This is a genomic window from Flavipsychrobacter stenotrophus (assembly GCF_002954265.1).
Taxonomy (GTDB): domain Bacteria; phylum Bacteroidota; class Bacteroidia; order Chitinophagales; family Chitinophagaceae; genus Flavipsychrobacter; species Flavipsychrobacter stenotrophus.
In genome coordinates this window covers 63,000-76,342 of sequence record NZ_PPSL01000010.1, presented here as the reverse complement: position 1 = coordinate 76,342, position 13,343 = coordinate 63,000, and the positions used below count along the sequence as shown (strand labels likewise).

Sequence of the window (13,343 nt, the reverse complement as noted above, 5' to 3'; positions counted from 1 at the left end):
ACGCTTTAGTAGTTCTAACTCTCCGGTCTGATACTGAAGCATAATAAATTAGCCAGAAACTATTCAATGGTAAAACCTAGTATATTTGTTTCTATGCTAAAGAAATTGGTTGCCGATGCCGAGTTTGTTATGACAACAAAGCCTCCCAAAGAGTGGCAAGTTGAGGCTTTTTTGTCCGCCATACTTTTTTGTTGCCACGCAAGCGTTAGCGGTGCTTCAAGAATTCTTGTAGAATATGATTGGGATTTTTCACGTATTTGTTGGCTAATGAATACTTATGGGAATGTCTTCGATTTTCCGTTCTTCGACAGATGCCGAAAAAATGTATGTAGTCGCCGATCTACGACAAGGGAAATTAGTCAATTCACTAATAATTTACGTCTCACCCCCACACATGCGAAAAGTCAACTTTTAGAAATATGCAACGATTTGTTGAGTATTAAACCAAGAACAGATGAAATAAAGATTAAGGCGATCCTAGTGGAGGAATTGACCGAATAGAACCAAAATAAAGTAGCTAACTGATTGCAGTAGATAAAATATAGTTGAATATGGAATCATTGGTGATAGCATGTATAGGTTATTGTTAGCCCAATTAGAACATTATTCTACTGTAATCTTTTTTAACCGCTATTAGTTGGTTAAATTCTTCTTCGCTTAGTAACTTCTTTAAATCAATCGTGAAGAATTTATTGTAACGATAGTAGTACAGGCATATCTTTCTTACTGGTAACAGTATTTTCTTTCTGTCATAATCTGATATGGTATCGTTATTATAGATCACATTACTAAAATTCCTGAACGCATAAAAATCTATGAACTGGTGTAGTAGTTGCGCACACTGGTCTTTCAAGTCTGTAAAACCTGTGTTTGTTTTTATATCAATGATTGTGTCGTCAATGATAACGTCCGGAAAAGTAGCAATGAATTTAGGTTTTAAGAGACACCTTCTTTTACCGACAAATTTGTAATTCGTTAACAGAAAATGCCATCCTAATTTTTTATCGTAATTGATACCATCGTAGTGTTCCCTTAGTATCTTTTCAAATAAACCATCATTGAGTAGTTTGTCAAAATCAACAAGAAGTATGTTTATGTCTTTTTTGAGCAACTGCATTTCTCTGATAGCCGACCATAAGGGGAAAAGCCAGTTTGCTGCAATTTTTTTATTTTCTAATAGTTCATTGTAAGAGTACGGAAACCGCATATCAGGGTCAAACTTTACATCTTTACGTTTTGATAGCGGTATTCCATTAACCGTTGCATTTATCTTAGACAGTTCATTGTTTATACATTTTGTTCTTGTGTCAAACCTGTTTATTGCTAAACTGAAATTTCGTAAGTAGATATGAAATAAAAAGTACGCTTCAATCCTATTACCGTATTCAAACGGTGTTACTTCTTCTTCAAAGGTGTATTCATTCATCACCTGTAAGTCCTTGATCTTAGGTAGTACATGACTATGAATGCGGTTCAATACAACACTAAATATGTCGTCCATTATGAAAAAGTTTATCAAATATAGAAAAAGAAAGCCCTGGTAGATAATCGGTTAAAGCGGTAATTTAGTACAATGACACCAGAACAAAGACGGCAGTATGACGAAATACAGAAACTGCCATTTCATAAAAAAACTGCCACAAGTCCAAAGACAACCAATAACCACATTGAAAAATTATTGAACCAGCTCAATGTAGAGTTTGACCCAGAGATTATACCAGTGCGGGTAGAACCAGAGGCTAAAACAAAGTCGTGCTATTATAACGTTGAAGAAAAAATGAAGCGTGATGGCGGTAAAATACATTATGGCTGGGCTATCTGGCAATCACAGTATCTGTGCGAAGCAGAACACCACTCCGTTTGGGAGGATAACGAAGGGGAATTAGTTTGTGTTACTCCCAGAGAGCAACGCTATGATAAAATAATGTTTGTGCCGGATAACAACCGAGTTTATAAGGGTGTTAGTATATCAAACGTTGCACTGAATATTTCTGGCAATCCATTGATTGACGACTTTATCAAAATACGTTACGCAATTTGTAAACTGTATGAATATGGTGAGCGAAAAGATGTTGAAGTAGTTGTACTTCCAAAATGTGCAAACGATGCAATTACTGAATGTGACATTACCAGTGGCGCTATCGAGGTGTTTTATCTTTTAGGAAATAAGCCTACCAGTAATTGTTATTGTAGAAGCTTAAAACCATATAGGCAGTGTCATGGAAAAGACATTGATAAGAAATTGCAGTATTGTTTAAGTAAAGTAAAACAGACTATTGAGGAACACACAAGGTAAACGCATTTGTAATGAATGACAAACTAAATATTATGCCACTTAACTACTCGACAATTAAACTTCAACAAATAAGGTTTCTGATTAGTGAGCTAAGAAACTTCAATGAAGGTGTAGAAAAGTCTTTTGAGAAAGCCACAAAGGATATTGATAAAGAATACTCGAAATTGGAGAAACAATACAAAGGAAACGAAGAAGCATTGTACAACCTTGCCGATGTTTATAGTGATAGGTACAATGAAACGGCACGGGTATTTCCAAACCATTTTAGAATATCTGCCTTTAACCAAATAATGTCATTCGCACTTTACCAGTTAACGGAAATTTGCGACCTGCATTCACGAATTACAGACGCAAAATATAAAGTATCAGACCTGAAAGGATCAGAGTTAGAAGCGTGTAAGACTTATCTAAAAAATAGTGCGGGTGTGGATTTTAGTAAACTAAATACACTCTGGGAAAAATTGAATTTAGCCTACAAAGTGAGAAACATATTTGTACACCAAATGGGCGAACTCGAAACCAGTGCGAAGAATTTTAAGAGCATTGATAAGAATTTGCACGACAAGGGCCAAATAGATTACAAGTACATAACAAAACCAAAGGACGCAAAAAGCGTTTTAGCAAGTTGGCAAACCACTTCGCCCATTCGAATGATCTCGGTACAAAGTTGGTGTACGAAAAAATTGACAGACGCTCATTTGACACAATAGTCCGTTGGCCGAATGAATCACAAGCACTGATAAATAAAATTGAATTAAAGGACAGCGCGTATAGAAAGTGGCTTGAAATACATCTCTTGGAAAGGTTCAATTATCATTGTACCGATGATCTTGATGTATTCTATAATTCATCCAAAGCAGTTACATCGAACGGGTTGCTAAGGAATGTAAGCAGGCACGAAAAGGATGATCGTCCTGGAAATTGGAATAAATCAAAATACAGATTAGGTTGGGATAATAAAGAATCAATAAAATTCCTGCAGGATGAAAAGTACAAGTTGGAAGGTACTTGTAACCAATTGTCCCGAAAGCTTGAAAATATTGCTCCGACTATAAAATCTATTGAGGAACGGAAAACGGTTGTTGTTTTAATATCAAATGTCAAATCGTACAACGAGATTTACTGGCAACAACATGCTGAGAAAATTCAGACACTTACTGCGCAGATCGAAGAACTAAAGAAATCATCAGATAAATATGAGACCATCTGTCTGCAACTTGATTCTGTAAATCAAGAATTAAAAATTAAACGTGAAAAAAAGGAGGATGTCGCAAGTAGCCTAAAAAGCAGTAAACGTGAGCTAGACGAAAAAAATAAACGAAAGCTAAACATACAGTATGATGGGCTGAAAGAGGAGGGCGTTTTGAGTATAGGAAAATATGTCAGTGATGAAAAAATAAGGAGCGCAAACCCTAACAATTTTGACCAGTTAGAAATCTTTAAAAAGGAAGTAGCTGCCTCACTACGAATAAAGCAGGGGAATTTATCACAGACTGTTTCCAATAAGGAGTTTGATACCATAGGCTATATTAATGCATTCATTCACCCAGACGCTAAAATATTAAGGGAGTTTCCTGACTGGAGTGGGGATGTAATGAATATTGAGGCAAACTTGAAAAGCCTCGAAGAATTGGAAGATTTACATAAGGCAATCAAAAACCAAAGGTTAGTAGAACACAAGCGACGCTTCAAGGAATACATGGATAAAAGTATGCTGGATGCTCTTACCAACTTTAGAACTTGGCTTATAAATGAAGAGGACAAAATAAAAGAGGTAATAGAAGAGCTGAACATACCGTTGAGAAAGATAACATTTAACAAGCATCCGGATACTTATTTGCAACTTGAATGCAGGACAACTAAGGAGCAAGAAATAAAGCTGTTTAAAGAGCAGCTAAGTGCTACCATTCCAAATGCATTGGAATTTGCAACTCAAAAAGACGATACGTATAGAGAAGGTGTATTTCATAAAATAAAGGCATTGATTACCGACTTACAACAGGAGGAAGCATGGAGAAAAAAGGTTACCGATGTAAGGAATTGGCTTACTTTCAGTGCAAGGGAGTTTTCTGTTAATGAACATAAACCGGGACAATTTCACGACAATACGGCGAGCTATTCCGGCGGACAAAAAGCACAATTCACCTATGCTATTTTAGGTGCCGCAATTGCACATCAATTTGGTGTTTTTCAGCCGGGCAAACAGCATAAGAGTCTGCGTTTTATCACAGTTGATGAGGCATTTAGTAAGCTTGACCCAGAAAAAAGTCAGTTTTTAATGGAGTTTTGTGCACAGCTAAATCTGCAAATATTGATTGTTACTCCTCTTGATAAGATAAATATTGCGGAACCCTTCATTAATGCTGTTCACTTTGTCGAAATAAAAAACAAGAGCAACTCCATCGTTTACAATCTTACAATGGACGAATACTACGAGAAGAAAGCTGAGTTTCAACAATTAGCCGAAAATATTGAATGATAACACCAAAAGAAATACGTCAAAAAGCAGAGAAATCCTTTTTCAAGATTGTATCCTCGCAGTTACGTAGCGAAAGTCTCTTTCCCTGGGTAATACCGAGCAATAAACAGATTACTGGCAATAATTATAGCGATTGGAAAAATGATCTATTGCCATTATTTCAACAGTCGAAGCAGGTAAAGCCGAAGGGCTACACAGTTATTTGGAAGGAAAAAAAGATTAATGGAAGTGTGCAAAGTGTTCCTTCCAAAATTTATTTTGACAATCTTGATGACTTTCTATTTTTTATTGACAAAGAGGGAGACTACAAAAAAATCATAGATGCTAAAGAGAGAATCGTTGCCGAGTTTCCCAACATTGAAGGATGGGTTAACGACAATCCTTCAATTTTACTTGAATTTTTTGAAGTATGGGATGACCTAATAAAAGTTTGCAAGTATTTCGTGGCGCATTCTTCGCCATACAACTATTATATTCGTGAACTGCCGATCGAGGTACATTCGAAGTTTATAGAGCAAAGTTCCGGTTTGCTGACAAAGCTTCTCGATCGTTTGCTTCCGGATGAACAGGTAAACAGGAGAGCAACCGACTTTGCGACAAGATATGGCCTTAAGAAAGCGAATATATACACACAAATAAGAATCCTTGACGAGGAGTTAAAATCCTCGCTTGGCTATGATGAGTGTTCACTTACTCTTGAGGATGCGGCATGGTTACGATGGTTGCCCGAGAAAGTCTTTATAATAGAAAATCAGGTATGTTATTTGACCTTTCCGAAGGTAAAAAATTCTGTTGCAATATTTGGTTCTGGCTTCAAAAGCAGATTGAGTAAGCATTTGCCGTGGCTCGAAAATACAAGGCTGATTTGCTGGTTCGATTTGGATACTGCGGGCTTTGAAATGTTGAACATGATTAGACAGCATTATCCAATAGCGGAGAGCTTGTTAATGGATGAAGATACTTATTTCAATTTTCGAAATTTTGCGGTAACAAATAATTCAAAAAGAAAAGAGCTGCCGCTTCTCATGCCCAGTGAACGAGAGATGTATGAATTCCTGCTTACAAATAATCGCAGATTAGAACAGGAAAGGATTTCACAGCAGTTTATTTACAGGAAATTAGAGGGATAATGTAGTTCTTTTGCTAAAATCTTATAGGACTTAAATTGATAATTAGGTCATCCAATTTCCGGATAGCATCATCTTCAAAACCATACTCATGTAATGCTTCTATAAGCTCAGATTGTCTTGGCTGGCCGAAGGTTAACCTGTAGAACGTAAGGATCTTAATTAAGTTGCTGTATTTATCGATGTCCTTGCTGAAGGGATAAAGGAGAACAAAACGTTCAATTTTAATATCACTAATAGATTCTGTATGCCAAAAAGGAACTAAGTCACAAGGAAACCGGGCAAGTTTTCTTTCCTTAGCTGCTATTTTGAATAGCTCCTTCCACCCCAAGTTCTAAACATGATTTGGGTTTAACCATTTTCTTATATGGCCATCGTCCAGTTGTATATACCACCTCTTGAAACAAACTTTGAGAAGTCGTAATTCACCTGCTGAATAGCTAGTTGGCTACCGATTTCTATAATAGAACTACTGTAATTATGCTTGCCCGTTGTGTTATCATAAAACCGGCCCGCCGGGTCAACCATCGCATAAGAGCCTTTCATCTGACTATTAGATTCGGGAACAATGCTTGTAATATCATATAGATTATTGTGGTTTTCGAGGAACAACCGGAATTGTTCATCTGAAATTTTAAACTCATTGATTTTTAAATCGTTCTGTCCGGCTATGGGTAATACCTGAAGTAGTTTCCAGCGTTTCGGCTTTGCATACCGGATAAACTCATTCATATGCTCATTATAGTTTTTACTGCTTACCACAGTATTTATCTTCAGCCCATAACCATGTTGCTTTATTCTATCTACAAGCGAAGCGTAGTAATCAAGGGTTAGTGGTGTATTGCCTGCAATAGCTCTTCCTGTTGAAATATTGGTATCGGCATTCAAGCTATCGATACTTACTGCAATCCAGTCTAGCGTGTGTTTATTTGCTTCAAGAAAAGTATCTGATACCTTGCTACCGTTAGTAACAATCATAGTCGTCATACCGGCCTCTTTTGCTGTTGCAATTAATTCAGGCAGCCAGGGACATAGGGTTGGCTCGCCACCTGCAAATGTGATTTTCTCGAAACCGATCTCGGCTAGTTGCAGGATAACTTCTATAGCCTGTTCTTTAGGTAGGTGACCCTTTGGTAGAATGCTGTGTTTTACATCCTGAAAAGTGGCGAAACAAAACTTGCAGCGCATATTGCAAGGTTCCCATAAATGGTAGTTAACTGAAGGAATTAGCTGTTGATTCATTATCGACATGTTTAGAAACGGTTACCGCATCGGTATTCTAAATATGTCATCTTTTATACTCTCATCATGATCGTATTTTGTCTGTTGATTAGCATTAATTTCTCAGCAATTTTATACTCACCAGAAATATCTTCAAGGAACCTCCAAAATTCGTTTTGTTCAATTATGTTCAGAAAGTAGTTAATTGAACCATTAGCTATCACGTTATCCCAAGACTTCTGACTATTATGAACCCTAATATTGAATAATAGGTTGTAAAATTCAAAGAAACTGATACATATTGCCCTTGCAGATTTATCGCTGAGACAAACAATTCTATGATCCGCAAGGAAATTGTCTGTTATTACCAAGTGAAAGATTTGAGGATTTTTTGGTGCCTTTTTCAGGTTCAATTTTTTGCTGGCAAATTCTAATCCTGATTTGCTTGATAAAAACACCCGATCTTTCTGAATCTGTTCAGCTGCTTTTCCGTAGACATGGGCATCAACCCATGCCGCCTTTGCATTTTCATTTTTTTTGACTGTATTACTCAGTTTAACCTGTATTGCAAGAATCAGATTTTCTTTTTCGAAATAGGCAAGTACATCAAATTCTCCGCCTTGAATTATCACTGCCTGATCTTCAATTTGGGGATAAACTTGATTTGCGATAACATGTCTTGTCAGGTTTTTTAGGCAGTTGCTTATTCCTTTACAAAACTCTTCTTCCCGAAGTTTATCATTGCTTTTTGAAGGGTCTTTTGCGTTGCTTTTGGTTCCTGGCGTAAACAAATTATCGCTAATGAAATAATCATAAACCATCCGATTGAAATTGAGATCGACACAGGCTTTATACAGAAAAATGTACTTGTTGCCTAATTTGTAAAGCGGATTGTATGCGAAAGAGTTTTCAATAGCACAAATTGTATCTAAAAGAAATAACAGCTCATCATCGGCTTTTTTGTTCAGTTCTGTAATTGTGCGTAGCTGAGTAATGATTTCATTTTTTGTCAATAAAACAAATGGGTTGCACTGATTCTCAATTATCTCAAAATGCGTGACGATTGAAGTGATTACCTCTTTTTGAAGTACCTCCTGTTCAATATCTGGATGAACTGATTTTATAGATTCAATAACCGCCGGAATAGCATCCTGAACGCCCTTCTTACCTGGGAAGAGAGAAAAATACCGATAATTATCAGCCATTGCCACCAAACATGACGTGACGCAAAAAACGTCATACAAACTAATTACAATCTCATTATTTGTTTTGAGCGCATAGTCATGTATATCCAGAATATCGTTCGGATAGTAAGCTTCTGCCATTGCGTGCCTGTAATTGTAATGGAAGTGTTGCTCCCTGAATGCGAGCAATGATTCTGTAAATCCTCGCTGCTGAACTTGCTGATTACTAGAGTTCATTTTATCAAAGATACTTTCATCCATTTTTAGTTCTGTTGTACCTTCGGGTTTGTTTACCAACGTGGCCCCGCTTACGGCAATTGCCGCAAAACCTTTGTCGGTATTCAATACCGGATCAATGGATTTAAAATGATCCTCACCTGAAATACCGTCTTGTGCCTCCTGCTTTTTATAAGATTGTTTGATCTCGGTTTTAAGTCTTTCCAAAATGTATTGATTACTCCCATCTGGTACATCCGCGTATGGGATCAATTCATAGCCTTGCTGCCCAGCGAGCTGAACTAAATCGAAGTGTCCTGTTTCGTAGGCACTTATAAAATCAAGAAGGGTTTCCAAATCTATTTTTAAACCGAAGAGCTGTTTTACACAATTATACAATTCTACCGAATAACCGGATTCCGGATGCTCGCTTTTCTTTGCTTCAAACTCTCTTAAAATCCGTTTCATTGTTTTGAGCGACTTAAATGAGTATCCAGGTGTGATGTCCGGTTTCTCAAATACATCGCCGATTTCGACTACCAGTGTAAGCGTTTTTATCAGTACGCTTGTTGCCGGATTGAGCGACTTGAGTGATTCAAGTTGGCTTTTTAGATTTTCCTGATACAGCGAATAGAGATCAAAGAAAAGATTCATCTTGCTGATAAAAGCACAGTACCCATAGGTCACTTCGTCAGGGAAAAAATTTTCGGTGTTAACTACGGATTTGAAATTGTACCAAAACTTGGCCGCATCGGATTGAGGGGTAAGATATACCCTCGATTTGATTACCTGGTCAATAAAAGACACAGAGTCTGCTAGCAATTGCTTCTGAATAGACTCCGGCGAAATTTTCGGTTTTTTAATTCTATTGTTGCTCATTTTGGCTTTCGATTAACCAATTGGGTTATGCCTTTAAACGAGTGTTGCAAATCTATGCCATTTTTTTTGATGCTAAATAATATTTTTACAAACCAGTTTTGACCTCCGGCAATTTCACACCAATCTTATAGAACCCCACAAATTCCTCAATTTCTTCAAACTCATTATCGCCGACAATACTAAAGTCAAGATGACCTTTCTTCTGATCTGAATATATGATTAAGCAATTTGGAACAACTTTACTCCTGTCTTCTACCTTTATACCAAGTTTATCGGCAACATTCACATCACGAGCATACCCGCTGACCTGCCTAATATCATCAGATTCGTAACTGTCCACCCATTGTGGTTTGTATTTTGCATCAACAACCATTTTCATATTGTCTCTCAAGATGAGGTAGTCAACCCAGCCATACTTTGCTTTGAACTGATACAGAACTTCATTACCGTACTTCATCTTGAGTTGTGCCAAAACAAAAAGCTCGAAAAGCTTTGTCATATCTATCCAAAACGGCGGCACTTTAACTTCTTCTTCTTTCTTGATGTTGTTTAGATTGTACCCATACCGTTTTAGGATTAGCTGGGCAAGTTCAATACCTTCCTTATATTCCTTAAAGAATGGATTGAATTTATGGTGTCTTACGTCGTTAAGTTCCACTTTATCAGAAACATTCTGAAATGCTGGTGAAATATAATTGTATGCATTTAGAAGGAATGTTTGAAAAGGCCCCTTAGAATTAGTATCAACTTTGTAATTATCCAGGTAACGCTGAACAAATCCCAAAACCTTTTTGAGAACTCTGTTTTCTGTTCCATTCACTCCAAACTCACTATACTGGCATTGAGTATACAATTTTTTGTTTTTTACCAAATTCTTCTTAATTGTTTCGGATACCAGTACTTTGCCTTTTATCTTAGAGTAAAGATTTTCTGTTACAGTATAGTAGCTCTTTTTTAGCCCTTTTCGTACTATTGTTTTTACAACATTGAGAAAATGAAGCATCAGCAACGGTGTAATGAAATCCTGATGATGCGGAAGCGTGATAAATGGTTTATCTGGTTTTACCTCAAATATTTCATGCACGTAATTCCCGGTATCCGGGTTTGATATACTATCTAACAGCATCTTCAAAATATCTATCTGAACCTCATCCTTGTTTAATTTAGGTTCCACGTAGACTGCAACTTCCTTTTCAATTAGCCAGTCAGTTCCGACAAAATATGCTGAGTGCAATTTCCTTTTGCTGTCAGCCTCTTTGCAATCGATGCAGTATGGCTCTTTATTTCTTTCTTTGAATTTTATTGGCAAGCAGCCATTTGGTAAGTGCTTACTTGCATCATGACCATTGTTGTGATCGTGATGTTCAAAAAGCGGTATCAAAACAAAGGTATCAGACACTTAATTTCCCAATTGCTGCTTCCGCATTGTTATTTAATATTCCGTCCTTGACATATTCCTTCAGGATCGGCTTTATCTCATACTTCAACCTGTTTTTTAGCTTTGCTTCATCTTTTTCTAAAAAATAACTATGCCCTATCATAACATCCTCTGGCTTGAAATCTGATGCCAAAAATTCATTTCTTATTAGGTCTTTTGGATCTGCGACTGGAAAATCTTTATAAAATAACTTGGCAACCTCTTTAAACAATGTCTGGGCTTTATCACTGCCAATAGATTTTACTACTTCAAAATCAGGAGTAATATCAACGAAGGCGAACCTCCTTCGAATAGCGTAATCAATATGCCCAACGCTTCTATCGGCGGTGTTCATAGTGCCGATGATGTACAAGTTCTCCGGCAATATAATATTTCTTTCTCCGTCAATTTCGTACATGCTTTCTACCGATTCATTTCTGTATTCTAACGCATAGATAAGTTCACCTAATACCGCTGGTATATTTGCCCGGTTGATCTCATCAATTATTAGTACATAGTTGACTTTCGCAACTTTCTGATCTGTTGCGGCAGCCGGTGGTATCCGCCCGTTCAAATAGGTCTTAAATTTCTGAAGCAGCAACATATCATAAGTGCAATGTTCCTTTGCCCTACCTGATATCCCAGGTACAACCTTAATATCCTTTCTAGTTTGAACATCTGCTAAATATTCAAGGATTATATCCCTAAATTTCATTCTTTGCATATGACCTACCTGCCATTTGTCTCCCGTTATTTTATTATTACCACTATACCGGAAAGCATCTTCGTCAATATCAAAAATAGAAACGCTATCATTTAATGGGTACTTCTCGTTGGTATCAATTTCTTTTTGCACAACATTTTTACAGAAATCTTGGATTTCGTTTAATAGCCAATTTTCCTTTGAAATAACGTCAGTCGTTTTTTGGCTGTCTTCGAGATTGGTTAATGCGGTATCAGCAAAATCTCCCAAAATCCTATTTTCCGTTTTGTATTCAATTCCGTCATCAGTTGATTTTGCTGAAATACCTCTTACGAAATCTTCATAAGAATACGCCGGATGAAACTGAATTAGTTTTCTTTGAGATTTTGATAGTTGTTCCCGAATATATTTGGCTATTGATAGAATATAGGGACCCACATTTGCATTGTATGAGGTTTGGTCATCTTTTTCTAAATCATTATTAGCAAGGCAATCAATAACCCGCTGATACGATACTGGATATTGTGTATCGGTGCTCAACAGTTTTATTCTAATACTATCATCCAGTCGCAAGACTCTAAAGCTATAACCCTCTTTAATGGTTGTCAATTCCAGGTCAGATATGAGTAGTTCGCGAATTTTGGCTGTATCAATTTTTATCGGTAGCCTTGATATTGTTAGGTCAATTGCAATTTCCTTCGCCTTTCGCGTTTTGCCCGTGCCTGGAGGGCCTTGTAATATTATTTGTTTTTTGTCAGCAAGTAGTTTCAATATCTCTGATTTGGTAATTTCCATTTGAACCTTTTTTATGTTCTTTATTAAATTTTCAATTATTGCCCATCTGCCATTAGTTCTCTTCAATGACACTCTGCCACTTCCATCCTGATTCCATTGAAATACAAGTCTCTTGAAATATTCTTTTGGCGGCTCATCGCCATCCCTGTTAATTATTGCTTGAATCAAAAGAACTAAGTCATGCCAATGATTGTTTGTTTCGAGATTACGGCCGAACATTGATGACTTCCCCTCTGCAGTGAATTGTTGAATTTTACCAGTGTTCTTATCGTTAGCAAGTAACTTTAGAAAGCTTTCGAATTCAGTATCACCCACATTTATCATGTCCGGTATTACAATCTTTTCAAGTGACGCCTCTCCTATTTTCTTAGGCCAAAGATGCTTCTCAATATCCAACCAGTACACCGGGTGACCTAAAAAATCCGTGGTACTCTCTTCATCATCGACATCTTCCTGCATGTGAATCTCTTTGTAATGAAGCTTTTTTGTTGTATAGGACTTATCCAAATATCGGTAAGTCACTATCACGTTATATTCGCCTAACTCCCTCTCCTCGTGAGTTGTTACATCTTCTTCGGTTATAGATATTAAACTAACAAAGTCAATCAATTCTATTATCCGTTTAATTTCCATTATTTTGGTAATTTAAAATAGTTACTTAAGCCGGGACCGATTCAAGCAAAATATGTTTTTGCGCCTCTAAAATCAATATCTTTCTTAACCCTGGGACCAAAGAAGACTCGACAGCGGTTTTCAAAATCTCTTGCATCTTTGTCGTTAACATCATTTGAATATCCATCAATTTCTAATTGTATCTTCGCCTTTTTCAAATTCTGCCATAATTTCTCATAATAGTATCAACATTACGCATTCTTCGTAAGGCAATGTGCGACGCTGAATCCAATTGACATCTAATTCTTCAATGTCATCATTTTTAAGGTGAGGCAAAACCCATTTTGCATTGTGCAACCTAAGCATTTGAAAGGAAGGCTGTGAATGCAGTATATATGAAATGTCGCCGTTATT

12 protein-coding genes are annotated in these 13,343 nt (G+C 36.9%); 5 read left to right on the top strand and 7 right to left on the bottom strand.

Going from position 1 to position 13,343, the window contains the following annotated elements; all coding sequences use genetic code 11:
- Nucleotides 1-93: 93 nt before the first annotated feature.
- Nucleotides 94-501 (top strand): hypothetical protein, encoded by a 408-nt coding sequence (locus tag CJD36_RS21945; RefSeq protein ID WP_105041356.1) that lies wholly within the window; start codon nt 94-96, stop codon nt 499-501.
- 94 nt (nt 502-595) lie between these two features.
- Here CJD36_RS21945 and CJD36_RS21940 read toward each other — a convergent pair whose 3' ends face one another.
- Entirely contained in the window at nt 596-1,501 is a 906-nt protein-coding gene (locus tag CJD36_RS21940) for a hypothetical protein (protein ID WP_105041355.1), read from the bottom strand.
- 72 nt (nt 1,502-1,573) lie between these two features.
- Between CJD36_RS21940 and CJD36_RS21935 the strand changes: the two genes are divergently transcribed.
- From CJD36_RS21935 to CJD36_RS21920, 4 genes are all read left to right on the top strand, one after another.
- Entirely contained in the window at nt 1,574-2,296 is a 723-nt protein-coding gene (locus CJD36_RS21935; protein WP_105041354.1) for a hypothetical protein, read from the top strand.
- A gap of 11 nt (nt 2,297-2,307) precedes the next feature.
- Nucleotides 2,308-3,006 (top strand): hypothetical protein, encoded by a 699-nt coding sequence (locus CJD36_RS21930; protein WP_105041353.1) that lies wholly within the window; start codon nt 2,308-2,310, stop codon nt 3,004-3,006.
- Nucleotides 3,007-3,092: 86 nt separating this feature from the next.
- Nucleotides 3,093-4,775 (top strand): SbcC/MukB-like Walker B domain-containing protein, encoded by a 1,683-nt coding sequence (locus CJD36_RS21925; protein ID WP_133162756.1) that lies wholly within the window; start codon nt 3,093-3,095, stop codon nt 4,773-4,775.
- The gene (locus CJD36_RS21920) at nt 4,772-5,905 is read left to right on the top strand and encodes a Wadjet anti-phage system protein JetD domain-containing protein (RefSeq protein ID WP_105041351.1); all 1,134 of its coding nucleotides are present in this window, start codon (nt 4,772-4,774) and stop codon (nt 5,903-5,905) included. Before CJD36_RS21925 ends, CJD36_RS21920 begins: the two co-directional genes overlap by 4 nt.
- 13 nt (nt 5,906-5,918) lie before the next feature.
- Here CJD36_RS21920 and CJD36_RS21915 read toward each other — a convergent pair whose 3' ends face one another.
- The 6 genes from CJD36_RS21915 to CJD36_RS23355 form a co-directional block, all read right to left on the bottom strand.
- On the bottom strand, nt 5,919-6,233 hold the full coding sequence (locus CJD36_RS21915; RefSeq protein ID WP_205685684.1) for a hypothetical protein: 315 nt from the start codon (nt 6,231-6,233) through the stop codon (nt 5,919-5,921).
- Nucleotides 6,234-6,265: 32 nt separating this feature from the next.
- On the bottom strand, nt 6,266-7,144 hold the full coding sequence (locus CJD36_RS21910) for a viperin family antiviral radical SAM protein (RefSeq protein WP_161499418.1): 879 nt from the start codon (nt 7,142-7,144) through the stop codon (nt 6,266-6,268).
- A gap of 53 nt (nt 7,145-7,197) precedes the next feature.
- A complete protein-coding gene (locus tag CJD36_RS21905) occupies nt 7,198-9,402 on the bottom strand; it encodes a hypothetical protein (protein ID WP_105041349.1) in 2,205 nt (734 codons plus the stop codon).
- An 85-nt stretch (nt 9,403-9,487) separates the two neighbouring features.
- A complete protein-coding gene (locus tag CJD36_RS21900; protein ID WP_105041348.1) occupies nt 9,488-10,801 on the bottom strand; it encodes a 5-methylcytosine restriction system specificity protein McrC in 1,314 nt (437 codons plus the stop codon).
- On the bottom strand, nt 10,794-12,950 hold the full coding sequence (locus CJD36_RS23565) for an AAA family ATPase (RefSeq protein ID WP_205685683.1): 2,157 nt from the start codon (nt 12,948-12,950) through the stop codon (nt 10,794-10,796). Before CJD36_RS23565 ends, CJD36_RS21900 begins: the two co-directional genes overlap by 8 nt.
- 41 nt (nt 12,951-12,991) lie before the next feature.
- Nucleotides 12,992-13,147, bottom strand: coding sequence for a hypothetical protein (locus tag CJD36_RS23355; protein WP_161499417.1), 156 nt, complete (start codon nt 13,145-13,147; stop codon nt 12,992-12,994).
- Between the last annotated feature and the right edge of the window lie 196 nt (nt 13,148-13,343).